Source organism: Actinacidiphila guanduensis, from assembly GCF_900103985.1.
In the GTDB taxonomy this organism is placed as follows: Bacteria; Actinomycetota; Actinomycetes; order Streptomycetales; family Streptomycetaceae; genus Actinacidiphila; species Actinacidiphila guanduensis.
Genome location: NZ_FNIE01000006.1, coordinates 108,965 through 132,183, shown reverse-complemented (window position 1 = coordinate 132,183; position 23,219 = coordinate 108,965). Strand labels below are relative to the sequence as shown.

Here is a 23,219-nt window from a genome sequence, read left to right as displayed (position 1 = left end):
GCGCCGCCGGCGCGGCCGGAATCGGCCGGGACGGTGGGAGGTAACCACCGGTAGGGGGCGCGCGGGACGGCCGCGAGCGGTATTTTCGCCGCGAGCGCGTGGTCCCGCCCACGGGCGCGGTTGGGACCGGCCCGGCCGCGGTATGGACTGGGGACCGGGACCGGCGGCCGGCCGGACCCCGGGGGGATGGGGGAGACCCGAGATGGGTGTACGGCTCGTCGTGGTCGACGACCACCGGCTCCTGGCCGAGGCGCTCGCCTCGGCGTTGAGACTGCGCGGACACCGGGTGCTGGCGGCGACCGCGCCGTCCGGCGGCGCCGCCGACCTGGTGCTGCACCGGGCGCCGGAGGTCTGCCTGTTCGGCACCGCGGCGCCGGCCGAGCCGGGGGCCTTCGACGCGGTGGCGCGGATCAAGCGGGAGCGGCCCACGGTCGCGGTGGTGGTGCTCGGCCCGGTACCCGACCCGCGCGGCATCGCCGCGGCGTTCGCGGCCGGCGCCTCGGGCTACGTGCGGCACGACGAGCGGATCGAGGGCGTGGAGCGGGCCATGGCCAAGGCCAGGACCGGCGAGGTCGCGGTCGCCCAGCCGCTGCTGCAGGGCGCCTTCGCCGAACTGCTCAACCCCGCCCGTCAGCCCGACGACGAGGGCGCCCGGCTGCTGGACATGCTCACCCCGCGCGAGGTCGAGGTGCTGGTGCGGGTCGCCGAGGGCGAGGACACCCGGGTGATCGCGGCGGGCATGCGCATCGCGCCGAGCACCGCCCGCACGCATGTGCAGCGGGTGCTGATGAAACTGGGCGTCGGCTCCCGGCTGGAGGCGGCCGCGCTGGCCGCCCGCACCGGCCTGCTGGAGCGCGCGGCCGCCGAACCGGTCGAGTAGCCCGCCGGCAGCCCTGCCGTACGGACCCCGCCGACCCCCGCCGACCCCCGCCGACCCCCGCTGACCTCCGCCGATCCCGTGCCGCCCCTGCCGGCCCCGCCGTCCCGCCCACCCCCGCCTTCGGCGCCCCGCGCCCGCAGGCCCGTGCCCCGCTCCGTGCCCCGTCCCGAAGCCGCGTCTCTACGGCCTCGACCCCCGCCGCAACCTTGCCCGCACCCCGCTCCGAACCCGGCCCCGGCCCCCTCCGCAGCCTCACCCGCAGCTCCCGCCCCGCGAACTGTTCGGCTTTGTTTGGTTGTGCCCCACCGTGTCGGGCTGTGTCGCTGTGTCGGGCTGTACCGCGCTGCGCCACGGCGACCCATCGACTCCTCCCTTCACCGAAACCTTCAGGAGTTCATACGGCCCGCGCATTGACTGTACTGTTGCCTCGTGATTCATTGTGTTCGGTTCTGTTGGATGCGTGTGGTGTGAGGTGCCGTAGGTGAAGAAGACGCCGACCCGGCTTGCGGACGGTCGCGAGCTGATCTACTACGATTCGGCCGACTCCGTGGTCCGCGAGGCGGTGGACGAGCGTCCGCTCGACCCCGTCGCCACCACCTCCGAGACCCGCTACGACCGGCTGCTGGGCGACACCGTGGCGATCGCCTCGCACCGCCAGGGCCGCACCTACCACCCGCCCGCCGACCAGTGCCCGCTGTGCCCCTCGCGCGACGGCCGGCACACCGAGATCCCCGCCTCCGACTACGAGGTCGTGGTCTTCGAGAACCGCTTCCCCTCGCTCGCCGGCGACAAGGGCCGCTGCGAGGTGGTCTGCTTCACCTCCGACCACGACGCCTCCTTCGCCTCGCTCACCCCCGAGCGCGCCCGCCTGGTGCTCGACGCCTGGACCGACCGCACCCGGGAGCTGTCCCAACTCCCCTCCGTGGTACAGGTCTTCCCGTTCGAGAACCGCGGCGAGGAGATCGGCGTCACCCTCGGCCACCCGCACGGGCAGATCTACGCCTACCCCTTCGTCACCCCCCGCACGAGCCTGATGCTGCGCTCGCTCGCCGAGCACCGTGCCGCCACCGGCCGCAACCTCTTCGACGACGTCCTCGCCGACGAGCGGTCCGACGGCAGCCGGATCGTGCTGGCCGGCGAGCACTGGACCGCCTTCACCCCGTACGCGGCCCACTGGCCCTACGAGGTGCACCTCTACCCCAACCGCCGGGTGCCCGACCTGCTGGCCCTCGACGAGGACGCCCGCGCCGAGTTCCCGCACCTCTACCTGGACCTGCTGCGCCGCTTCGACCGGATCTTCGGCGACGACCAGCCGCCCACCCCGTACATCTCCGGCTGGCACCAGGCCCCCTTCACCGCGCCCGAGCGGCGGGACTTCGCCCTGCACCTGGAGCTTTTCACCATCCGCCGCACCTCGGGCAAGCTGAAGTTCCTCGCGGGCTCCGAGTCCGGCATGGGCGCCTTCGTCAACGACGTGCCGCCGGAGGCCGCCGCCGCACGACTGCGAGAGGTGGCCGGCCAGTGACCGACTCCCCGATCTCCCCGGAGAACCCGAAGAACACGAAGAAGCTGCTGGTCACCGGCGGCGCCGGCTACGTCGGCGGGGTGGTCGCCGCCCACCTGCTGGCGGCCGGCCACCGCGTCACCGTGCTCGACGACCTGTCCACCGGGGTGCGCGAAGGCGTCCCCGAGGGCGCCGAGTTCGTCGAGGCCCGGGTCCAGGACGCCGCCAAGGTGCTCGACTCCTCCTACGACGCGGTGCTGCACTTCGCCGCCTCCTCGCAGGTCGCCGAGTCGGTGGCCGCCCCGGAGAAGTACTGGCGCAACAACGTCGCCGGCACCATGGAGCTGCTCGCCGCCATGCGCGAGGCGGCCGTGCGCACCCTGGTCTTCTCCTCCACCGCCGCCGTCTACGGCGAGCCGGTCACGGTCCCGATCACCGAGAGCGCGGCGACCGCCCCCACCAACCCCTACGGCGCCAGCAAGCTCGCCGTGGACCACATGATCACCGGCGAGTGCGCCGCACACGGCCTGGCCGCGGTCTCGCTGCGCTACTTCAACGTCGCCGGCGCCTTCGGCCGGCACGGCGAGCGCCACGACCCCGAGTCGCACCTGATCCCCCTGGTGCTCCAGGTCGCCCAGGGCCGCAGGAGCGAGGTCGCGATCTTCGGCGACGACTACCCGACGCCCGACGGCACCTGCGTGCGCGACTACATCCACGTCGCCGACCTCGCCGAGGCGCACCTGCTCGCCCTGGACGCGGCGGGCAGCGGCGAGCACCTGGTCTGCAACCTCGGCAACGGCAGCGGCTTCTCGGTGCGCGAGGTGATCGACACCGTCCGCGAGGTGACCGGGCACCCGATCCCGGCCGCCGTGCGCCCGCGCCGGGCCGGCGACCCCGCGGTCCTGGTCGCCTCCGCCGAGCAGGCCCGTACCCGGCTCGGCTGGCAGCCGCGCCGCACCGACCTCGCGGAGATCGTCCGCGACGCCTGGATGTTCACCCAATCGCTCGGGGAGGGCGACGCATGACGGACACCGCGGACACCGCCGCATTCGAGGCCGCGTTCAAGGACGTCTTCGGCCGCGCCCCCGAGGGCGGCTGGGCGGCCCCCGGCCGGGTCAACCTGATCGGCGAGCACACCGACTACAACGACGGCTTCGTGATGCCTTTCGCGCTGCCGCACACCACGCGCGCGGCCGTCGCCCGGCGCGAGGACGGCCGGCTGCGGCTGCATTCGGCCGACATGGACGGCGGCGTGGTGGACCTCGCCGTCGCCGACCTCGCCCCCGGCACCACCGAGGGCTGGGCCCGCTACCCCGCCGCCGTGCTGTGGACGCTGCGCCGGGCCGGGCACGCCATCGGCGGCGCCGACATCCACTACGACAGCACCGTGCCGGTCGGCGGCGGCCTGTCCTCCTCGGCCGCCCTCCAGGTCGTCACCGCGCTCGCGCTCACCGAACTCAACGGCGTGCGGGGCATCAGCCGCCAGGACCTGGCGGTGCTCTGCCAGTCCTCGGAGAACACTTACGTCGGCGCGCCCGTCGGCGTCATGGACCAGACCGCCTCCGCCTGCTGCACCGAGGGCCACGCCCTGCACCTGGATGTGCGCGGCCTCGCCCAGCGCCAGGTGCCGCTGGACCTGGCGGCCGACGGGCTGCGGCTGCTCGTGGTGGACACCCGCGTCAAGCACGCCCACGCCGACGGGGCCTACGGGGAGCGGCGTGCCGGGTGCGAGGCGGCCGCCGCCGCGCTCGGGGTGCCCGCGCTGCGCGACATCGCCTTCGACGCCCTGGACGACGCGCTGGCCGCGCTGCCCGACGACCGGCTGCGCCGCCTGACCCGGCACGTGGTCACCGAGGACCAGCGGGTGGCCGAGGTGCTGGCACTGTGCGAGGCCGGCCGCACCCGCGAGATCGGCCCGGTGCTCACCGCCGGGCACGCCTCGCTGCGGGACGACTTCCAGGTCTCCTGCCCGGAGCTCGACCTCGTGGTGGACACCGCGCTCGCCAACGGCGCGCTGGGCGCCCGCATGACCGGCGGCGGCTTCGGCGGCTCGGCGATCGTGCTGGTGGACGCCGAGCAGGAGGAGCCGATCGCGGCGGCCGTCACCCGGGCGCTGCCCCAGGCGCGGCACTTCTCCACCACACCCGGCCCGGGGGCGCACCGCCTGTGGTGAGGCGCGCGCGTCCCTGACGGCAGTGCGGGCCGACCCTCTGGGGAGAGGGGCCGGCCCGCACTGCCGTACGGCGGCAGGTGCGCCGGACGCCCGGCCGCGGCCGGGATGGTCGAAGGGAAGGGGTGTGCCGGATTCGGGCGGCGGCCCCGGGCGGGGCGGCCCACTGGAGGCGCCCGGCCTGCGCCCGGTCACCCGTTCAGCTCTTGCGGTGGCCGATCAGCCGCGGCCTCGGCTCCAGGCCGGACAGCCCGTTCCAGGACAGGTTCACCAGGTGCGCGGCCACCTCGGCCTTGCGCGGGCGGCGGGCCTCCAGCCACCACTGGCCGGTCAGCGCCACCATGCCGACCAGCGCCTGCGCGTAGAGGGGGGCGAGTTTGGCGTCGAAGCCGCGCTGGGAGAACTCGTGCCCCAGGATGTCCTCGACCTGGGTGGCGATGTCGCCGATGAGGGAGGCGAAGGAACCGGTGGACTGGGCGACGGGGGAGTCGCGTACCAGGACGCGGAACCCGTCGGTGTGCTGCTCGATGTAGTCCAGCAGGGCGAAGGCGGCCTGCTCCAGCAGTTCGCGCGGGTGGCCGCCGGTGAGGGCGCCGGTGACCATGTCGAGCAGCCGCCGCATCTCGCGGTCGACCACCACCGCGTACAGGCCCTCCTTGCCGCCGAAGTGCTCGTAGACGACCGGCTTGGAGACCCCCGCGGTGTGCGCGATCTCCTCGACGGACGTGCCCTCGTACCCCCGTTCGGCGAACAGGCCCCGGCCGACGTCGAGGAGCTGCTCGCGCCGCTCCTTGCCGGTCATCCGGACCCGCCGGGAGCGCCGGGCCGGGTCCGCCGGCGCGGTGCGCGTGGCCGCCCGAGGGCCTTCGCCGTCTGTGCTGCCGTCGCTCACGCGCCCATCATGCCGCTTGCCGCACCTTGCCCTCGGTCTCGGCGGCGTTCTTGGCGTTCTTGGACTCGTCCCTCTCCTGGCGCCGGGCGGCGATGCGGTCGGCGGTGGGCCAGCGCACGTCGGTCGCCCAGCCGGCCATCTCGAACCAGCGGATCAGCCGCGCGCTGGAGTCGATCTGGCCGCGCAGCACGCCGTGCCGGGCGCAGGTGGGGTCGGCGTGGTGCAGGTTGTGCCAGGACTCGCCGCAGGAGAGCACCGCGAGCCACCACACGTTGCCCGAGCGGTCGCGGGACTTGAACGGGCGCTTGCCCACCGCGTGGCAGATGGAGTTGATCGACCAGGTGACGTGGTGCAGCAGAGCCACCCGGACGAGTGAACCCCAGAAGAACGCGGTGAACGCCCCGTACCAGCTCATGGTGGCCAGGCCGCCGACGAGCGGGGGGAGCAGCAGGGAGATCGCGGTCCACAGCCAGAAGTCGCGGGAGATGCGCCGGATCGCCGGGTCCTTGACCAGGTCGGGGGCGTACTTCTGCTGCGGGGTCTGCTCCTCGTCGAACAGCCAGCCCATGTGCGCCCACCACAGGCCCTTCATCAGGGCGGGGACGGTCTCACCGTAGCGCCAGGGGCTGTGCGGGTCGCCCTCGGCGTCGCTGAACCGGTGGTGCCTGCGGTGGTCGGCGACCCAGCGCACGATCGGGCCCTCGACGGCCATCGAGCCGGCGATCGCCAGCGCGATCTTCAGCGGCCGGTTGGCCTTGAACGCGCCGTGCGTGAAGTGCCGGTGGAAGCCGATGGTGATGCCGTGGCAGCCCAGGAAGTACATGCCCACCATGAGGCCGACATCCAGCCAGCTCATGCCCCGGCCCCAGGCCAGCGGCACCGCGGCGGCCAGTGCGAGGAAGGGGATGCAGATGAACAGCAGCAGGGTGATCTGCTCGATGGACCGCTTGCTCTCCCCGCCGAGCGTGGCGCGGGGCAGCGGTTCCTTTCCTGACGGCCGGGGGTCGCGGGACCCCGTGATCATGTCGGTCTGTGTGGTCATATGTGTCCCTTGCGTCGGAGTGGGTGGGGTGTCGGTCCGCAGAACCTACGGCTCCGTAAGTTCCGTCAGTATTGCAGCGGCTCCCGGTCGGGAACAGGACCAGTCGGGTAAGGGTTGCCTTCCCCGCGTCGGGGCGGACTACCCGTGCGGCCGCCCGCGGATCACCGTCGCGCCCGCGGGGTCCCGTACGGCATGATGGGGGCGTCCGGCCCGGCCGGCCTCCCGAACGGGCGGTCGGAGCGGAGTCGATCCGCCGTGGTGTAATTGGCAGCACTGGGGCTTTTGGTGCCTTAAGTCCGGGTTCGAGTCCTGGCGGCGGAGCAGACGGGGAGAAGTCCACGCCCCCTCGGTAAGCTGCGGATGTCCCAGATCCGAAGCCGAGGAGTCTCCCGCGTGAGCGCCATCCGCCCGGCCGCCGTCGTCATCCTCGCCGCGGGTGAGGGCACCCGCATGAAGTCGGCGACCCCCAAGATCCTGCACCCGATCTGCGGCCGGACCCTGGTCGGCCACGCCGTGGCGGCCGCCCGGGCGCTCGATCCGGAGCACCTGGTGGTCGTCGTCGGCCACGGCCGCGAGCAGGTCGCCGCGCATCTGGCCGAGGTGGACCCGCGGGCCCTGACCGCCGTCCAGGAGGAGCAGTTGGGCACCGGCCACGCGGTGCGCACCGCGCTGGAGGAGCTGGGCCGCAAGGGTGTCGAGCTCGACGGCACCGTGGTCGTCACCTACGGGGACGTGCCGCTGCTGACCGCCGCCACGCTCGCCGACTTCACCGCCGTCCACCGCGCCGAGGGCAACGCGGTCACCGTGCTCACCGCCCAGGTGCCCGACCCCACCGGTTACGGGCGGATCGTGCGCGGCTCGGACGGCCAGGTCACCGCGATCGTCGAGCAGAAGGACGCGAGCGAGGCACTGCGGGCGGTCCGCGAGGTCAACTCCGGTGTGTACGCCTACGACGCGCGCCTGCTCGCCGAGGCCCTGGGCAAGGTCACCACCGACAACGCGCAGGGCGAGGAATATCTCACCGACACCCTGGCGATCCTGCGCGAGGCCGGCCACCGGGTCGGCGCCCATGTCGCCGCCGACCACCACGAGATCGCCGGCGTCAACGACCGTGTGCAGCTCGCCGCGGCCCGCCGGGCGCTCAACGACCGGCTGCTGCGGCAGGCGATGCTGGACGGCGCCACCATCGTCGATCCCGCGACCACCTGGCTGGACGTCACGGCGACGCTCGCCCCCGACGCCGTGGTGCACCCCAACACCCAGCTGCTGGGCGCCACCAGCATCGGCGAGGGCGCCGAGGTCGGCCCCAACTGCACGCTGACCGACACCGTGGTGGGGGAGGGGGCCCGGGTCCGCGACGCGGTCGCCGAGCAGGCCGAGATCGGCCCGCAGGCCACCGTCGGCCCCTACGCCTACCTGCGGCCGGGCGCCCGCCTGGGCCGGGCGGCGAAGGCGGGCACTTACGTGGAGATGAAGAACGCCTCCATCGGCGAGGGCACCAAGGTGCCGCACCTGAGCTATGTCGGCGACGCCACCATCGGCGACCACACCAACATCGGCGCCGCCACCGTCTTCGTGAACTACGACGGCGAGCACAAGCACCACACGGTGATCGGCAGTTACTGCAAGACGGGCGCGGACAACATGTTCGTCGCGCCCCGGGTGATCGGCGACGGCGTCTACACCGCGGCCGGCTCGGTGATCACCAAGGACGTGCCCTCGGGCTCGCTGGCCGTCGCCCGCGGGCAGCAGCGCAACATCGAGGGCTGGGTGGCCCGCAAGCGCCCGGGCAGCGCCGCGGCGCAGGCGGCCGAACGGGCGGCCCGGCAGGAGGAGTGAACAGGACTCCCGGGTCCTGCGGGGCCTGGTGGGACCGATGGGGAATGCGGGCCGGTCAGACCAGGTGAGGCCACGTGAGGGAGGTCTCATCGGGCCGTCCGCAGGTGCACAGGTGCGCCGGATGGGGCGTACCGTGTGTGGTGCACACAATTCCGCCAGCACGCCCGACTCCGGGTGTCGCTGTGTCGAACACCAGTCGAACACCAAGGAGACGGTGCAGTGACCGGGATCAAGACGACCGGTGAGAAGAAGCTGATGCTCTTCTCCGGCCGCGCACACCCCGATCTGGCGGAGGCGGTGGCATCCGAACTCGGCGTGGACCTGGTGCCCACACGGGCCTTCGACTTCGCCAACGGCGAGATCTACGTGCGGTTCGAGGAGTCGGCCCGCGGCGCGGACTGCTTCCTGATCCAGAGCCACACCAACCCCATCAACCAGTGGATCATGGAGCAGCTGATCATGATCGACGCTCTGAAGCGGGCCTCCGCGCGGAGCATCACCGTGATCGTGCCGTTCTACGGCTATGCCCGGCAGGACAAGAAGCACCGCGGCCGCGAGCCGATCTCGGCCCGGCTGATGGCCGACCTGTTCAAGACCGCGGGCGCCGACCGGATCCTCACGGTCGACCTGCACACCGACCAGATCCAGGGCTTCTTCGACGGCCCGGTGGACCACCTCTTCGCGCTGCCCGTGCTGGCGGACTACGTGGGCGCCAAGGTGGACCGGTCCAAGCTCACCGTGGTCTCCCCGGACGCCGGCCGGGTCCGGGTGGCCGACCGCTGGTGCGACCGGCTCGGGGCGCCGCTGGCGATCGTGCACAAGCGCCGCGACCCGGACGTGGCGAACCAGGTGAAGGTCCACGAGGTCGTCGGCGACGTCAAGGGCCGGGTCTGCGTGCTGGTCGACGACATGATCGACACCGGCGGCACCATCTGCGCGGCCGCCGACGCCCTGTTCGCCAACGGTGCGGCCGACGTCATCGTCACCGCCACCCATGGCGTGCTGTCCGGCCCGGCCGCCGACCGGCTGAAGAACTCCCGGGTGAGCGAGTTCATCTTCACCGACACGCTGCCCACCCCCGCCGAGACCCAGCTCGACAAGATCACCGTGCTGTCGATGGCGCCCACCATCGCCAACGCGGTGCGCGAGGTCTTCGAGGACGGCTCGGTCACCAGCCTCTTCGAGGGCGCCAACTAGCCGGCGCCGCAGCACTCCTGGGCCGGAGCGGGCGCCCCCCGCGGTACGCGGGGGGCGCCCGCCGTTTCCGGCCGATTTCGTCCCGGGCCCGCCCGCCGGTTAGGCTTGCCCGCGTTGCTCGGCGAGGGAGGCCCGGCCGTCCGTGTTTGCGGACCCGGTTCCTCCGTGATCGGCGCGCTCCTCGTCATCCGGTGCATCCGGCGTCCCGTTCCGGCGGGGCACGACTCGTGGGACGGCCCGTCGTGGGTCGGGCGACCTGGAACGTCCCCGAAGTCAGCGAAGTCCACACCGTCACGAGGAGTCGGTCATGGCCGAGGTCAAGATCCCCGCGCAGCCCCGTACCGAGTTCGGCAAGGGTGCCGCCCGCCGGGTGCGCCGTGCCAACCAGGTGCCCGCCGTCGTCTACGGCCACGGCGCCGAGCCCAAGCACGTCACCGTGCCCGGCCACGAGCTGCTGCTCGCCCTGCGCACCCCGAACGTGCTGATCTCCCTGGAGCTCGGCGGCAGCTCCGAGCTGGTCATCCCCAAGGCCGTGCAGCGCGACCCGCTGAAGGGCTTCATCGAGCACGTCGACCTGCTGTCGGTCAAGCGCGGCGAGAAGGTCACCGTCGAGGTGCCGATCGTCACCGAGGGCGAACTCGCCCCCGGCGGCAACCTGCTGGAGCACGTGCTCAACGCGCTGCCGGTCGAGGCCGAGGCCACCCACATCCCCGAGTCCTTCACCGTGTCCGTGGAGGGCCTGGAGGCCGGCGCCGCCATCCTCGCCAAGGACATCGAGCTGCCCCGCGGCTCCTCGCTGGCCACCGACGAGGACGCCGTGGTGATCCAGGTCCTCGCCGCGCAGGCCGAGGAGGCTCCCGCGGAGAGCGAGGAGGCCGCCGCCGAGGAGACCGCGGTCGCCGCCGAGGCCCCCGCCGAGGGCTGACCTTCCCGCGCTCCGGGCCGCCGTCGTACCCTCCGGGGTGCGGCGGCGGCCCCGCTCGACCCCGACCCGCCCCCAGCCCTGCCAGCCCTCGCCGTACGGAGACGCGGATGACCGACAGCACAGCGCCGTGGATGGTGGTCGGCCTGGGCAACCCGGGGCCGGAGTACGCCGGCAACCGGCACAACATCGGCTTCATGGTGGCCGACCTGCTCGCCGAGCGGATGGGCGGCCGGTTCAAGCGGGCCCAGAAGGCGCAGGCGCAGGTCGTCGAGGGCCGCATCGGCCCGCCCGGGCCGGCCGGCCGCCGGGTGGTGCTGGCGAAGCCCATGTCGTACATGAACCTCTCCGGCGGCCCGGTGACGGCCCTGAAGGAGTTCTACAAGGTGCCCACCGAGCAGATCGTCGCCGTGCACGACGAACTCGACATCGACTACGCCACCTTGCGGCTCAAGCTCGGCGGCGGCGACAACGGGCACAACGGGCTGAAGTCGATCACCAAGTCGCTCGGCCCGAACTACCTGCGGGTGCGGGCCGGGATCGGCCGCCCGCCGGGCCGGATGGACGTGGCCGCCTTCGTGCTCAAGGACTTCTCCGGCACCGAGCGCAAGGAACTCGACTGGTTCGTCGACCGCGCCGCCGACGCGGTGGAAGCCCTGGTGACCGAGGGGCTGGAGCGGGCGCAGAGCACGTACAACAGCTGATCGGAAGCCGAGTCCAAGCTGATCAGAGCGGCAGGCCCGATGGCCGGCGGGGCGGCAACCGTCCGGGACGCGGACGGAGTTGACCGCATGCCGTGCCATGGCCAAAGATCACCCGCATGGCAAACAGCGGGTCGGGGCTGGCGACGTTCGGGCGGGTGGTCGCGGCCTCGGCGGTCGCGCTGCTGATCCTGGTCTCGGGCGGCTGGAGCTCCTGGCGCACCGCGCAGTACCTGGTGCTGACCAAGGGCCGCGAGCAGGGCACCGTGACCCTCGCCACGTGCGGCGACAGCAGCTGCACCGGCCCCTTCGCGCCCAAGGGCTCGGCGGTGGCCCGGCCCAGCGTCGAGGTGGACCTGCCGGTCCGGCACCGCGTCGGGCAGAAGGTCGACGTGGTGCTCAAGCCGGACAGCGACACCGGAATCCGCTCGGGGACCGGCGGCCTGATCTTCGCCTTCCTGCCGCTGGCCGGCGCACTGCTGCTGGCCGCGCTGGTGGTCGCGCTCGGCCTGCGGCTGCCGCAGGTGGCCGGCGGACTCGCGGTGGCCGGCGGTGTGCTGATGGCCGGGGCCTTCTTCACCCTGCCGTGAACCGCCCGGGTGCGGCCCCGCTCGATCATGATCGGTGGGGACCGCACCGCTCGCGGCGGCGGCCCCGCTACGGCGCCGTGGTGGCCACCGCGAAGATCCGCCGGAACGGGAAGACCGTGCCGTGCGGGCCCGCCGGGTACGCCTTGCGCAGCAGGTCCCGGTACTGGCCGACGAACTCCCGCGCGGCCGCCGGGTCGTCCTGCAGCGCGGTGAGCACCGGCCGCAGCGCGGTGCCCTTCGTCCACTCCAGCACCGGGTCCTCGCCGGCGAGCAGCTGCACGTACGTCGTCTCCCACGCGTCCACCGAGGTGCAGCCCAGCTCGGTCAGCCGCTCCAGGTAGTCGGAGGGGCTGAGGACGTGCACGTAGCGGCGGCCGTGGCCGTCGAGCCGGTCGCGCCAGCGCGGGCTGTCGCACAGCTCGGCGAGCAGGGCGTGGCTGGGGGCGGTGAAGTTGCCCGGCACCTGGAAGGCCAGGGTGCCGCCGGGCGTGACGTGCTCCAGCCAGGCCGGGAAGCGGTCGGCGTGGCCGGGCACCCACTGCAGGGCGGCGTTGGAGACGATCAGGTCGAAGGGCTCCTCCGGGGTCCAGACCGCCGCGTCGGCCCGCCGGAAGTCCAGCGTGCCGCCGCCCGGGGTGGGCCCGGCGTGCTCGGCGGCGGCCGCCAGCATCTCGGGGGAGCTGTCGAAGCCGGTGATCCGCGCCCCCGGCCAGCGCCCGGCGAGCAGCGCCGTCACGTTGCCGGGGCCGCAGCCGATGTCGGCGATCCGGGGCGCGTCGCCGCCCGGCAGGTCGGTGATCCGGGCGAGGAGGTCGAGGAAAGGGCGGGTGCGATGGGTGGAGTGCCGGAGATACTGGTGCGGGTCCCACGTCGGAGCTGCTGGCATCGTTCGTACTCCCTGGGCTGGCTGGCTGGCGGACGGCCGGTGCCGCCGCGCCGGCCGGCGGGCCGGCCGCTGCGGTCGGCGGGGCGCTGCCCCGCCGACCAGCGTCCTCCGACTGATCTCTTGATGTCAAGAGACTTCATGTCGACAGACCTACTACACTGGGGCCATGGAGGACGAGGTCGATCGGCTGGTGGCTGCGTGGCGGCGGGAGCGCCCCGACCTCGACGTGGAGCCGCTGGAGGTGCTCAGCCGGGTCAGCCGGCTCGCCCGGCACCTCGACCGGGCCCGGCGGCTGGCCTTCGCCGAGCACAGCCTGGAGCCCTGGGAGTTCGACGTGCTCACCTCCCTGCGCCGGGCCGGCAAGCCGTACCAGCTCTCGCCCGGCCAGCTGCTCACCCAGACCCTGGTCACCTCCGGCACCATGACCAACCGCATCGACCGGCTCGCCCACAAGCGACTGGTCGAGCGGCTGCCCGACCCCACCGACCGGCGCGGGGTGCTGGTCCGGCTCACCGCCGAGGGCCGTGACCGGGCCGACGAGGCACTGGCCGGCCTGCTCGCCCAGGAGCGGTCGATCCTCGGCGAGCTGAGCGACCGCCAGCGCTCCGAACTGGCCGCCCTGCTACGACAGCTGACCGCGCCGTTCGACAACGTCCCCGGCTGACGGCAGCAGGTCCACCGGCCCGACCCCGGCCCGCCGGGCCAGCGCGACCGCGGCCAGCGTGGAGTGCACCCCCAGCTTGCCCAGCACGTTCTGCATGTGGGTGCGCACCGTGTGCGGGGACAGGAACAGCCGCTCCGCGACCGCCTTGCGGCCGAGCCCCGCCACCATGCACCGCAGCACCTCCTGCTCGCGCGGGGTCAGCGACTCCACCAGCCGCTCGCTCTCGGTGCGGTGCCGCCGGGCCGCGGTCAGCTCCCGCAGCACCCCGGTGAGCAGCGCCGGCGGCAGGTGCGTCTCGTCCCGCAGCACCCCGCGGACCACCGCGAGCAGCCGGGACAGCGAGCAGTCCTTGGCCACCCAGCCCCAGGCGCCGGACTGCAGCGCCCGCGCGGCCCGCACCGGGTCGTCGCGCTCGGCGAGCACCACCGTGCGGGTGCCGGGGTAGGCCGCGCGGATCCGCTCCACCATCGCCAGGCCGTCCAGCACCGGATCGCGCGGTTCCAGCGCGCTGGCCTGGGGCGAACGGCCGTGCGGCACGGCGGCCAGCGCGACCGGCGGCTGCGGCCCGGCGCCGAGGTCGGCGTCCACCAGCAGCACGTCGTAGCGGCGGCCGTCGGCCGCGGCGCGGTCCAGGCAGCGCTGGGCCGCGGCGCCGCTGCCGGCCGCGGAGACGTCGACATCGGGCTCGGCCGCGAGGGCCGCAGCGAGCGATTCGGCGAAGATTCTGTGGTCGTCGACGACGAGGACCCGGATGCGACCCACGGACACCACTCCCGATTCAGGGCACTCCCCCAGTGGCGACGGGGCGTCGGCACCGCTTGGGACCCGGCACCCGGGACCGGGACCGCCGTCCCCGCCCCGGGTGCCGGACCCCGTGCGTCTCGCCCCCTGATCGACGCCGGCCCCCACCGGTGTCGTGGAAAAAGAGTAGGGGTTCGGCGGGGGAATGGAGCCCTGTTGGCGGAAGTTCCCGCGGCCCGCGGGGGGAGGCCGCACGCGGCGGGGCGGGCCGCAGGCGGGAGTCCCCGCCCGCGGCCCGCCCCTTCACGCTGCCGGCCGGCCCGCCCTCAGCCGGTGTTGCGCAGCCCCGCGGCCACCCCGTTGACGGTGAGCAGCAGCGCCCGCGACAGGAGCGGGTCCGGGCTCTCGCCCTTGGCCGCCGCCTCGCGCTGCCGGGCCAGCAGGGACACCTGCAGGTAGGAGATCGGGTCGAGGTACTGGTCGCGGATGTGGAAGGTCTGCGCCAGCACCGGGCTGCCGGCGAGCAGTTCGGACTCGCCGGTGATCCGCAGCACCTCCCGCACCGTCAGGTCGTGCTCGGCCTCGATGGTGGCGAAGATGTGCTTGAGGTGGTCGGGCACCAGGGTGTCGACGTAGTGCCGGGCGATCCGCAGGTCGGTCTTGGCCAGCGTCATCTCGACGTTGGACAGGAAGTTGCGGAAGAAGTGCCACTGCTCGAACGCCTCGTCGATGACGGCGTCCAGGCTCGCCTCCCGGGCCGCCCGCAGACCCGAGCCCACGCCGAACCAGCCGGGCACGATCTGCCGGGACTGGGTCCAGCCGAACACCCACGGGATCGCCCGCAGCCCGTCCAGGCCCGCCCCGGAGTCCGGCCGGCGCGAGGGCCGCGAGCCCAGGTGCAGCTCGCCGAGCTGGTCGACGGGGGTCGAGGCGAAGAAGTACGGCGGCAGGTCGGGGTCCTCGACCAGCTTGCGGTAGGCGGTGTGGGCCGCCTCGGAGACGATGTCCATGGCCGCGTCCCAGCGGGCCAGCGCCTCGTCGGACTGCCGGGGCGCGGTGTGCAGGGCGGACGCCTGCAGGGTGGCCGCGACCGTCAGCTCCAGGTTCTCCCGGGCGAGGGAGGGGATCAGGTACTTGTCGGAGATGACCTCGCCCTGCTCGGTCACCTTGATCTCGCCCTCCAGGGTGCCCCAGGGCTGGGCGAGGATCGCGGTGTGCGAGGGGCCGCCGCCGCGGCCGACGGTGCCGCCGCGGCCGTGGAAGAGCCGCAGCCGCACCCCGTGCCGGTGGGCGACGTCGCGCAGCCGGCGCTGGGCGCGGTGGATCTCCCACTGCGAGGTGGTGATGCCGCCGAACTTCGAGGAGTCGGAGTAGCCGAGCATGACCTCCTGGACGTCCCCGCGCAGCGACACCAGCCGCCGGTAGGAGGGGTCGGAGAGCATCTCGTCCAGCAGCTTGTCGGCGATCCTCAGCTCGTCGGTGGTCTCCAGCAGCGGCACGATGCCGATCTTCGCCACCCCGGCGTGCAGGTCGATCAGCCCGGCCTCGCGGGCGAGCACCGCGGCGGCGAACACGTCGTCGGAGCCCAGGCACATGGAGATGATGTAGGACTCCACGACCTCGGGGCCGAACCGCTCGAACGCCTCCCCGATGGTGTGGAAGACGCCGAGCGTCTTCGCGCCGGCCGCGTCCAGCGGCGCCGGGGTCGGCGCCAGCGGGCGGCGCGAGCGCAGCTCCTTGGCGAGCAGCTTGCGCCGGTAGTCGCGCGGCATGTCGGCGTACCGCCAGGACTCCTCGCCGAGCCGGTCGAAGAGCTGGCCGAGGGCGTGGTGGTGGGCCTCGGCGTGCTCGCGCACGTCCATGGTGGCCAGTTGCAGGCCGAAGGCCGACAGGGTGCGGATCGTGCGGTCCACCCGGCCGTCGGCGATCAGGCCGCCGCGGTGCTCGCGCAGCGAGTCCTGGATCAGTCGCAGGTCGTGCAGCAGCTCGCTCGTGCCCAGGTAGTCCCGGCCCCGCACGTGCGGGGTGCCCGCGGCCAGCCGCTCGCGGGTGTTGACCAGCTTCTGCCGGATGCAGGTGGCCTTCAGCCGGTAGGGCTCCTCGGCGTTGAGCCGCTTGTAGCGCGGGCTGATCTCGGGCAGCGCCACCAGGTCGTTGGACAGCGAGTCCAGCAGCTCCTGGCTGGCGCCGGAGTTGCGGATGGAGTTCGACAGCGCCCCGCGCAGGAAGTCCACCAGTTCCAGGGCGTCGGTGATGCCGTGCTCGTGCTGCAGGATCAGCACGTCCCAGGTCACCTCGGGGGTGACGTTCGGGTTGCCGTCGCGGTCGCCGCCGATCCAGGTGCCGAAGGTCAGCGGGCGGGTCTGCGGGGGCAGCGGCACCCCGACCCGCTCCAGCTCGGCCGCCAGGTCCTCCAGCACGTCGCCGACCGCCACCGCATGCAGCTCGTCCAGGTAGTAGACCGCGTTGCGGGCCTCGTCGACCGGCTCCGGGCGCACCACCCGCAGCTCGTCCGTCTGCCACAGCAGATCGATGTTCTCCGCCAGCCGCAGGTCCGCGCGGCGGCGGTCGCCGGAGGAGACCGGGGCCGCGTCCAGCAGCTCGGCGATCCGGCGCAGCTTGTTGAGCACCGAGCGGCGGGCCGCCTCGGTGGGGTGGGCGGTGAAGACGGGCCGCACGTTGAGGTTCTTCACCGTCTCGCGTACGTGCGCGGGGTCGCCGTCCTTGAGCAGGTCGGCGGTTTGCGCGAGCAGGCTGCCCTCGGTGGCGCGGCGGGCCCGCAGGTCGCGGCCGCGGTGCACCTGCTCGGTGACGTTGGCCAGGTGGAAGTAGGTGGAGAAGGCGCGGACCAGCTTCGCGGCGGTGGCCACGTCGGTCTCGCCGAGCAGGGCTGCGGCGGCCTCGCCGTCGCTGCGGGTCAGTGCGCGGACCTTCTCCACGAGGTCGAGGAGCTCCTGGCCCTCCTGCCGGACGAGCGTGCCGCCCAGCAGCTCGCCCAGACGTCGGATGTCGGCTCTCAGGGCGGTACCGGTGTCCGGTGGGGTGTCGGCGCTGCTCACAGGTGCGGCTCCTTAGGCAGGGGGTGGTCGACGGCTTGGGATACGAGGGATACCGAGAGATAGGTGGGCTCGCGGACCGCGCTGTCCGACCGCTCCAGGATAGGTCGCGGCCCGTCCGGCGAGACGGTCGGCCCGAACGGTGGGACGGAGGGTGCGGGGGTGCCGGGTCCGGGCCGCGTTTGTGCCGGTCCGGGCGGGGACAGGCGGGAGCCGTGCCGGGTCCGGGCCGGGTGCCGGGTGCGCGTACGAGGGGGCGGTGGACGCGGTGGTGGCCGCGGAGGCGTGCGAGGGGGCGGTGGACGCGGCGGTGGCCGCGGAGGCGTACGTGAGGGGTGGTGGACGCGGTGGTGGCCAGGCGGTGGGCGCGGACGTGTGCGGTGAAGAGTGGACGAGGCCGTGGCTGCGTTCGCGTGCGGGCGTGAGGCGCCGCGTCGGCGGCCCTCGTAACCGCCGGGGTCCCGTTCGCCCGGCGCTGACGGGGCCGCCCCGCCGGTTGCCGTACCGCCTACGCTGGACGCCATGAGTACGACGGGGGCGCGCGTACCCGACGAGGAGGCGGCGCGCGCACCGGACGACGGGGTGGGCCGCCGGGCCGCTCCCGCCGGGTCCGGTCTGTGGTGGTGGGCGAGGCGGCGCAGCTTCGCCCTGGACGTGGCGCTGGCCGCGGCCTCGGCGCTGGAGGCCGCCTTCGAGGGCGCGACCTTCGCGGCCAGGACCGGGATCGTGACATGGCTGGGCGCTCTGTTCGGCCTGCTGGTGGGCGCCACCTTGCTGCTGCGGCGGCGGTGGCCGATCGCGGTGGTGCTGGTCGGCGTGGCGGTGACACCCGCGCAGACCGGCTTCATCCTTTCGCTGGTCGGCCTCTACACCCTGGCCGCGTCCGAGGTGCCGCGGCGGATCACCGCGGCGCTGGCCGGGATGAACGGGCTCGGCACCATGCTCGTGGCCTACCTCAACTTCGAGGACAGCCTCAGCCACTCCGGCAGCAGCCGCATGTCGGCGCCCCTGGTGGTGATGGTCTCCCTGCTGATGGCCCTCGGCCTGACCGGGCCGCCGGTGCTGCTGGGCCTGTACGTACGGGCCAGGCGGCGGCTGGTGGAGAGCCTGCGGGAGCGGGCCGACGGGCTGGAGCGCGAGCTGGAGTTGCTGGCGGAGAAGGCGCTGGAGCGGGCCGAGCGGGCGCGGGCGGCCGAACGGGCCCGGATCGCACGGGAGATGCACGACGTCGTGGCCCACCGGGTGAGCCTGATGGTGGTGCACGCGTCCGCGCTCAAGGCGGTGGCGCTCAAGGACCCGCAGAAGGCGTCCGCGAGCGCGGAACTCCTCGGCGACATGGGGCGGCAGGCGCTCACCGAACTGCGGCAGATGCTGGGGGTGCTGCGCACGGCCGCGGACGGGGCGGCGCCGGCCGGGCCCGTGGTGCCGGCTGAGCCGGTGCCGTCCGGGGTGCTGGGCGAGGTGTCACCGGAGGGTGCCCTGGACGGCTCCCTCGACGATTCTTTGGACGGCTCGTCGGCGGAGGCCGCCGGGCCGCGGCTGGCGCAGCTCGCCCAACTCGTGCAGGAGTCGCGGGCCGCGGGCATGGGCGTCGAACTCGCCGTCGAGGGCGAGGAGCGGCCTTGCGGGCACCGGATCGAAGCGACGGTCTACCGGGTCGTCCAGGAGGCGCTCACCAACGTCCGTAAGCACGCGGACGGCGCCCGGGCCCAGGTGCGCCTCGCCTACCGCGAGGCCGAGGTCGCCGTCCTCATCACCAACGGCCCCGCCGCCCCCACCACGGCCCCCGCTCCCTCCCTCCCCTCAGGCGGCCACGGCCTGATCGGCATGCGCGAACGCGTCACCGCCCACGGCGGCGGCTTCGCCGCGGGCCCCACCCCCGACGGCGGCTTCCGCGTGTCCGCAATGGTCCCCCTCACCTGACCCACCCCTTCCCCGCCGACCCGCGCCCGGAGTGGCACGCGGCGGAGCAGATGGGTCGCCGTTGCGTGGGGGCGCGGGGGAAGCGCGGGCCTGCGGCCGGGGGTGGCACGTGGTGAGGCGGACGCGTAGCCGCGGGGCGCGGGGAACTGCTCCCCCAGAGGGGGTGCTCCCGGATGGGGCCACGGGCCTGCGGTCGGGATCGTGCGTGGCGGGGCAGGCGCGTAGCCGTAGGGGCGCTGGGGGTACCTCCCAGGCGAAGCTCTGGGGGAGGAACCGCGCGACCGGCCACGACGGTGTGGCACCCGGGCGGCGGCAGAACCCCTATGGCGGGGGCCGTAACCCCGGAACCCCTACGGCGGGGGCCGTAACCCCCGGAACCCTACGGGCAGGGAGCAGCGTGAGCTGAGCGAGAAGCTAGCCGCGCCCCGTGATACCTGCAAGCGTCGCCCGGATGTGAGCGAGGTGTGCCCGCACTTCGTCCCGGTGCTGCTCGTGCTCCCGCAGCACCCGCTCGGCCTCGCGCCGCACCCGCTCCTCGTGCAGCCGCGCCTGCTCGATGAGCTGGTCGGCACGGGCGTCGGCCTCGGCCTGCCGCCTGCGCAGCATGTCCTCCGCCGCACTCCGTTCGCGCTGCGCCTCTGCCAGGCGCCGCTCGGCGTCGGCGAGCAGACCGTTCAGCCGCCCCTCCACCACCGCCTGCTGCTCGGCGAGTTCGTGCTCCAGCGACTGGAGCCGCCCGCGCTGCTCGGTGTCGGCGGCCGCGGCGTCCTGCCCCGCCTGCTGCCGTACCGCGTCGAGCGCCGCCGCGGCCCCGCCCCGTACCGAGTCCGCCTCGGACCGGGCGGAGCCCAGGATCTCCGCGGCCTGCCCGCATGCCTCGTCCAGCACCCGCTGCGCCTGCTCCTCGGCGGCGGCCAGCCGCGCGGAGGCCGCCGCGCGCGCCTCGTCCTGCAGGGTGCGCCGCGCGGTGTCGGCCGCGTCCCGCGCGTACTGCGCCTCGACCTCGGCCCGCTCGCGTACGGCCGCGGCCTCCTCCTCCACCATCTGCAGCAGCTCCTGCGCCCCCGGGCCGAGCGTTGCGAAGTCGGCCGGGCCGAGCGCCTCCACCTGCCGGCGCAGGGCCGCGCACTCCGCCTCCATCTCGTTGGCGAGGACGGTGAGCCGCGCCGCCCGCTCCCACGCCGCGTCCCGGTCCTCCGACAACTCGTCCAGAAACCGGTCCACCTGGTCCGGCCGGTACCCGCGGCCCCGGGCGGGGGCGAACCCGCCCCGCGTGTGTGCCCTCGCCGATGCGGTCGTCTCGCTGCTCATGGCCTCTGCCCCTTACGACGTCGGGCCGTCTCCTGTCATCATTTACCACTTATGCCCGAATTGTACGAGCCTCGACACTCCGACTCTCTCCTACCCAGGAAACGCCGACGGGCCGGGTGGAGGGCAATCCCTCCTCCCGGCCCGTACTCCGCGGCCGCGGCGATGCGGCGGGCGGCACGCCTACAGCAGGCCGTCCCACATCTGCTCGACCAGCACCGACCACCAGTTGTCCGGCGACGCCACCGCCGCCGGGTCCTGCGCGGCCAACTCCGCCTGGAAGTCCACCGTCCAGCGCCCGGCCTGCTCGGGCGTGAGCCCTATCCGCAGCCGCCACATCCGGCCCAGCAGCGCCAGGCAGCGGGCGAACTCCGGCAGGCTGGAGTTCACGAACTGCGGCGGCACCGGCTGCCCGCCGGGCCCCGCCTCCAGCGGCACCGCGACGATGTGCGCGGTGCCGTACTGCACGCACAGCTGGCGGCCGAAGTCGTTCCCCATCACCAGGTACGACCCGGCGTCCGGGGCCGGCTGCACCCCGCGCTGCGCGGCGAGTTCGGCCAGGGTCGGCACCGGCTGGCCCGGCTGGGCCTGCGCCCAGAAGAACGGCGAGAAGTCGACCGGCAGCCCGGACCACACCAGCGTCTGCGCCACGATGTCCGGCACGCCCTGCCGGGACACCGCGCGCTGGTCGAACCGGAAGACGCCCTGCGGGCCGAACGCCCCCGCGAGCTCCTGGCCGATCACGTCCAGGCCGACCGGCGGCACCCGCAGCACCGCGTGCGGGTCGGGCATCGGCACCCGCTGCGGCTGCGGCCTGGCCGGCGCGCCCGCCACCTGGTGCAGCTCGCCCTGGTGCGTCAGAAGGTGCTGGACGCCCTGGCGGCGGCTCGCGTGGTCACGGCCGTAGGGCGCGGTGTGGCTGATGCGCACCTGCGGCCAGGTCTCGCGGATCATCCGGGTGCAGTAGCCGCCCGGCAGGTCGCAGGACTCCAGCTCGGTGTGGAGTTCGAGCACCTGCTCCGGGCGCACGCCGAGCGAGCGCAGCTCGTGCAGGATCTGCCACTCCGGGTGCGGGGTGCCGGGCGCCGAACGCCGGATGAGCTGCTGCTCGCTGCCGTCCTGGCCGCGGTAGCGCAGCACGGCCATGTAACCGGGGCCCACCGTCGGCACGTTGCCGCCCTGCGGGTAGCCGTAGGCCGGCGGCGGTGGCGGCGCCATCCCGGCACCGGGCGGCGGCATGCCGGGGCCCGCGCCGGGCGGAGGCGGCGGTCCGCCCGCGCCGGGCGGCGGCAGCCCCGGGCCCGCGAGCATCGTCGCCGCGTAGTGCGGGTCGCCCGCCCCGGGCGGCGGGGCGCCTGCCCCGGGAGGCGGCGGGGGACCGCCCGCGCCCGGCGGGGGCATGCCGGGGCCGGCCAGCATGGTGGCCGCGTAGTGCGGATTGCCGCCGGCGGGCGGCGGGGCGCCCACGCCCGGAGGCGGCGGGGGCGGCGTTCCGGCGCCGGGCGGCGGGGGAGTGCTGCCGGGGGTGGCGAGCATGGTCGCGGCGTAGTGCGGGTTCCCGGGCGGGGGCGTGCCCTGGCCCCCGGGCGGCGGGGGCGTGCCCGCGCCGGGGGGCGGCGGCGGGGTGCCGGCGCCCGGGGGCGGCGGGGGTACGCCGGGGCCGGCGAGCATGGTGGCCGCGTAGTGCGGGTCGGCGCTCGCTGGGGGCGGCGTGCCCGGGCCCGCGGGCGGCCGGGGCGTGCCCCCGTACGGCGGCGGCACGCTGCCCGGCGTGGCCTTCGCCGTCTCCAGGTCGGCGATGTCGGCGGCACCGGGGGGCGGCGGGGTGCCCTGCCGGGCGCCGACCGGCGGCGGCAGGGGGACCGAGGGGCCGCCCGGCGGCGGGTACGGCGAACCGCCGATCGTGTGCGGCACCCCGGGACGGGGCGCAGCCGGCTGCTCCTGCTGCTCCTGCTGCGCGGGGGCGATCCGCGTCGGGGGCAGCGAACTGCCGCTCGGCAGCAGTTCGGTGCGCGCCTCGGCGGAGACCGGCGGCTGCTCGGGGATGTCGGCGTCGGTGATCGGCGGCGCGAACACCGTCTCGGGCACCGGCACCGACTGGTGCTCGCCCGAGTCGCTGACCGTCTTGCCCGCCCAGCTCCCGCCGTCCGCGGCGGGAGCGGCGGCCGGACGGCGGAAGTCCACGCCCGCGTGCCCGGGCGTCTGCCCGTCCGGCTCGGCGGACGCGCCCCTGCCCTGCGCGGGCACCGCGCCCGGCCGCAGTCGGTCGACCGGCTGGTCGACCGGCGCTGCGGGCTCGGGGGTGCTGCCGGGCTTGCGGTAGTCGATGCCGCCGGCGCCGGGTGCATCGCCTCGGACGGGCGCGGATTCGGCGGGGGGCACGGCGGCGGCCGCGGGTGTCTCGAAGCCGGCGCCGTCCGGCCGCCGGTAGTCGATCCGGGACGGCTGCGGGTCGGCCGCGCCGGCACCCGGCCCGTCCGAACTGCCGCCCGCCGCACCGGAGGAGCCCTCCCGCTCCTGGGTGCGGCGGTCGGGGATGCCCATCCGGTCGGCGGCGTCCTGCAGCCACTGCGGCGGGCTCAGCAGGAAGGAGGTCGCCTCCAGGTCGAGGCGCCGGGGCGGCTCGGGCACCGCGTCGGTGGGCACCTGGCCGTACTCCTCCTGGTAGCGGCGGACGAGCTCGCCGATGGGCAGGGCGGGCCACAAGGTGGCCTCCCCGGTGTCGCGGGCGATGACCACCCGCACCGAGCCGTCGTCGGAGGACGGGCCGTCCTCCCGGGGCTCGGACCACACGACGAACCCGAGGTCGAACTCGCGCACCCGGATCTCCCGGGTGGCGTACGCCGGAACGTCGGCGTTGATCCAGCGCTCGGCGCGCTCCTGCGCCTGTGCGAACGTGACCAT

General features: G+C 74.5%; 18 protein-coding genes and 1 tRNA gene. 12 read left to right on the top strand and 7 right to left on the bottom strand.

The window, feature by feature from the left end; all coding sequences use genetic code 11:
* The first annotated feature begins 202 nt into the window (after positions 1 to 202).
* The 4 genes from BLR33_RS14765 to galK all read left to right on the top strand — a co-directional run bounded on the left by BLR33_RS14765 (position 203) and on the right by galK (position 4,557).
* Positions 203 to 880 carry a helix-turn-helix transcriptional regulator gene (locus BLR33_RS14765; RefSeq protein ID WP_093784914.1) on the top strand — a complete coding sequence of 226 codons (678 nt, stop codon included), beginning with the start codon at positions 203 to 205 and terminating at the stop codon, positions 878 to 880.
* A gap of 481 nt (positions 881 to 1,361) precedes the next feature.
* Entirely contained in the window at positions 1,362 to 2,405 is a 1,044-nt protein-coding gene (gene galT, locus BLR33_RS14760; RefSeq protein ID WP_093784913.1) for a galactose-1-phosphate uridylyltransferase, read from the top strand.
* Positions 2,402 to 3,409 carry a UDP-glucose 4-epimerase GalE gene (gene galE, locus BLR33_RS14755; protein WP_093784912.1) on the top strand — a complete coding sequence of 336 codons (1,008 nt, stop codon included), beginning with the start codon at positions 2,402 to 2,404 and terminating at the stop codon, positions 3,407 to 3,409. The genes galT and galE overlap by 4 nt, the downstream gene beginning before the upstream one ends.
* The gene (gene galK, locus BLR33_RS14750; protein WP_093784911.1) at positions 3,406 to 4,557 is read left to right on the top strand and encodes a galactokinase; all 1,152 of its coding nucleotides are present in this window, start codon (positions 3,406 to 3,408) and stop codon (positions 4,555 to 4,557) included. The genes galE and galK overlap by 4 nt, the downstream gene beginning before the upstream one ends.
* Positions 4,558 to 4,753: 196 nt before the next feature.
* On the opposite strand, the gene BLR33_RS14745 is transcribed toward galK, so the two are convergent.
* A complete protein-coding gene (locus tag BLR33_RS14745; RefSeq protein WP_093785183.1) occupies positions 4,754 to 5,356 on the bottom strand; it encodes a TetR/AcrR family transcriptional regulator in 603 nt (200 codons plus the stop codon).
* A gap of 97 nt (positions 5,357 to 5,453) precedes the next feature.
* Positions 5,454 to 6,470: an acyl-CoA desaturase gene (locus tag BLR33_RS14740; protein WP_407639686.1), complete on the bottom strand. Its 1,017-nt coding sequence runs from the start codon at positions 6,468 to 6,470 to the stop codon at positions 5,454 to 5,456.
* Between the two features lie 267 nt (positions 6,471 to 6,737).
* Here BLR33_RS14740 and BLR33_RS14735 point away from each other — a divergent pair.
* The 6 genes from BLR33_RS14735 (at position 6,738) to BLR33_RS14710 (ending at position 11,737) form a co-directional block, all read left to right on the top strand.
* A tRNA-Gln gene (locus BLR33_RS14735) sits at positions 6,738 to 6,809 on the top strand.
* 72 nt (positions 6,810 to 6,881) lie between these two features.
* Positions 6,882 to 8,327, top strand: a complete 1,446-nt coding sequence (glmU, locus tag BLR33_RS14730; RefSeq protein WP_093784909.1) for a bifunctional UDP-N-acetylglucosamine diphosphorylase/glucosamine-1-phosphate N-acetyltransferase GlmU — start codon at positions 6,882 to 6,884, stop codon at positions 8,325 to 8,327.
* 219 nt (positions 8,328 to 8,546) lie between these two features.
* A complete protein-coding gene (locus BLR33_RS14725) occupies positions 8,547 to 9,524 on the top strand; it encodes a ribose-phosphate diphosphokinase (RefSeq protein ID WP_093784908.1) in 978 nt (325 codons plus the stop codon).
* Between the two features lie 307 nt (positions 9,525 to 9,831).
* A complete protein-coding gene (locus BLR33_RS14720; RefSeq protein ID WP_093784907.1) occupies positions 9,832 to 10,449 on the top strand; it encodes a 50S ribosomal protein L25/general stress protein Ctc in 618 nt (205 codons plus the stop codon).
* Between the two features lie 107 nt (positions 10,450 to 10,556).
* Complete coding sequence (gene pth / locus BLR33_RS14715; protein WP_093784906.1) at positions 10,557 to 11,150, top strand: aminoacyl-tRNA hydrolase; 594 nt, start codon at positions 10,557 to 10,559, stop codon at positions 11,148 to 11,150.
* 116 nt (positions 11,151 to 11,266) lie between these two features.
* On the top strand, positions 11,267 to 11,737 hold the full coding sequence (locus BLR33_RS14710; RefSeq protein ID WP_093784905.1) for a hypothetical protein: 471 nt from the start codon (positions 11,267 to 11,269) through the stop codon (positions 11,735 to 11,737).
* Positions 11,738 to 11,804: 67 nt separating this feature from the next.
* Here BLR33_RS14710 and BLR33_RS14705 read toward each other — a convergent pair whose 3' ends face one another.
* The gene (locus BLR33_RS14705) at positions 11,805 to 12,623 is read right to left on the bottom strand and encodes a trans-aconitate 2-methyltransferase (RefSeq protein ID WP_093784904.1); all 819 of its coding nucleotides are present in this window, start codon (positions 12,621 to 12,623) and stop codon (positions 11,805 to 11,807) included.
* 166 nt (positions 12,624 to 12,789) lie between these two features.
* Between BLR33_RS14705 and BLR33_RS14700 the strand changes: the two genes are divergently transcribed.
* The gene (locus BLR33_RS14700) at positions 12,790 to 13,287 is read left to right on the top strand and encodes a MarR family winged helix-turn-helix transcriptional regulator (protein ID WP_093784903.1); all 498 of its coding nucleotides are present in this window, start codon (positions 12,790 to 12,792) and stop codon (positions 13,285 to 13,287) included.
* On the opposite strand, the gene BLR33_RS14695 is transcribed toward BLR33_RS14700, so the two are convergent.
* Complete coding sequence (locus tag BLR33_RS14695; RefSeq protein WP_093785182.1) at positions 13,246 to 14,049, bottom strand: response regulator transcription factor; 804 nt, start codon at positions 14,047 to 14,049, stop codon at positions 13,246 to 13,248. The two genes, BLR33_RS14700 and BLR33_RS14695, sit on opposite strands and share 42 nt — an antisense overlap.
* A 305-nt stretch (positions 14,050 to 14,354) precedes the next feature.
* The gene (gene ppc / locus BLR33_RS14690) at positions 14,355 to 17,087 is read right to left on the bottom strand and encodes a phosphoenolpyruvate carboxylase (protein WP_093784902.1); all 2,733 of its coding nucleotides are present in this window, start codon (positions 17,085 to 17,087) and stop codon (positions 14,355 to 14,357) included.
* 519 nt (positions 17,088 to 17,606) lie between these two features.
* Between ppc and BLR33_RS14685 the strand changes: the two genes are divergently transcribed.
* On the top strand, positions 17,607 to 19,007 hold the full coding sequence (locus BLR33_RS14685) for a sensor histidine kinase (protein ID WP_093784901.1): 1,401 nt from the start codon (positions 17,607 to 17,609) through the stop codon (positions 19,005 to 19,007).
* 414 nt (positions 19,008 to 19,421) lie between these two features.
* Here the strand turns inward: BLR33_RS14685 and BLR33_RS14680 are convergent, their stop codons facing one another.
* Together BLR33_RS14680 and BLR33_RS14675 are read right to left on the bottom strand one after the other, a co-directional pair.
* The gene (locus BLR33_RS14680) at positions 19,422 to 20,318 is read right to left on the bottom strand and encodes a DivIVA domain-containing protein (RefSeq protein WP_093784900.1); all 897 of its coding nucleotides are present in this window, start codon (positions 20,316 to 20,318) and stop codon (positions 19,422 to 19,424) included.
* Between the two features lie 180 nt (positions 20,319 to 20,498).
* On the bottom strand, positions 20,499 to 23,219 hold the full coding sequence (locus tag BLR33_RS14675; RefSeq protein WP_093784899.1) for an SUKH-4 family immunity protein: 2,721 nt from the start codon (positions 23,217 to 23,219) through the stop codon (positions 20,499 to 20,501).

What these genes read in the sequence shown, in the direction of transcription:
- BLR33_RS14765 (WP_093784914.1), top strand. Translation starts at nt 203, where the DNA reads ATGGGTGTACGGCTCGTCGTGGTCGACGACCACCGGCTCCTGGCCGAG.
- galK (WP_093784911.1), top strand. Translation starts at nt 3,406, where the DNA reads ATGACGGACACCGCGGACACCGCCGCATTCGAGGCCGCGTTCAAGGAC.
- BLR33_RS14745 (WP_093785183.1), bottom strand. Translation starts at nt 5,356, where the DNA reads ATGACCGGCAAGGAGCGGCGCGAGCAGCTCCTCGACGTCGGCCGGGGC.
- BLR33_RS14740 (WP_407639686.1), bottom strand. Translation starts at nt 6,470, where the DNA reads ATGATCACGGGGTCCCGCGACCCCCGGCCGTCAGGAAAGGAACCGCTG.
- BLR33_RS14720 (WP_093784907.1), top strand. Translation starts at nt 9,832, where the DNA reads ATGGCCGAGGTCAAGATCCCCGCGCAGCCCCGTACCGAGTTCGGCAAG.
- pth (WP_093784906.1), top strand. Translation starts at nt 10,557, where the DNA reads ATGACCGACAGCACAGCGCCGTGGATGGTGGTCGGCCTGGGCAACCCG.
- BLR33_RS14710 (WP_093784905.1), top strand. Translation starts at nt 11,267, where the DNA reads ATGGCAAACAGCGGGTCGGGGCTGGCGACGTTCGGGCGGGTGGTCGCG.
- BLR33_RS14705 (WP_093784904.1), bottom strand. Translation starts at nt 12,623, where the DNA reads ATGCCAGCAGCTCCGACGTGGGACCCGCACCAGTATCTCCGGCACTCC.
- BLR33_RS14700 (WP_093784903.1), top strand. Translation starts at nt 12,790, where the DNA reads ATGGAGGACGAGGTCGATCGGCTGGTGGCTGCGTGGCGGCGGGAGCGC.
- BLR33_RS14685 (WP_093784901.1), top strand. Translation starts at nt 17,607, where the DNA reads ATGAGTACGACGGGGGCGCGCGTACCCGACGAGGAGGCGGCGCGCGCA.
- BLR33_RS14680 (WP_093784900.1), bottom strand. Translation starts at nt 20,318, where the DNA reads ATGAGCAGCGAGACGACCGCATCGGCGAGGGCACACACGCGGGGCGGG.
- BLR33_RS14675 (WP_093784899.1), bottom strand. Translation starts at nt 23,219, where the DNA reads ATGGTCACGTTCGCACAGGCGCAGGAGCGCGCCGAGCGCTGGATCAAC.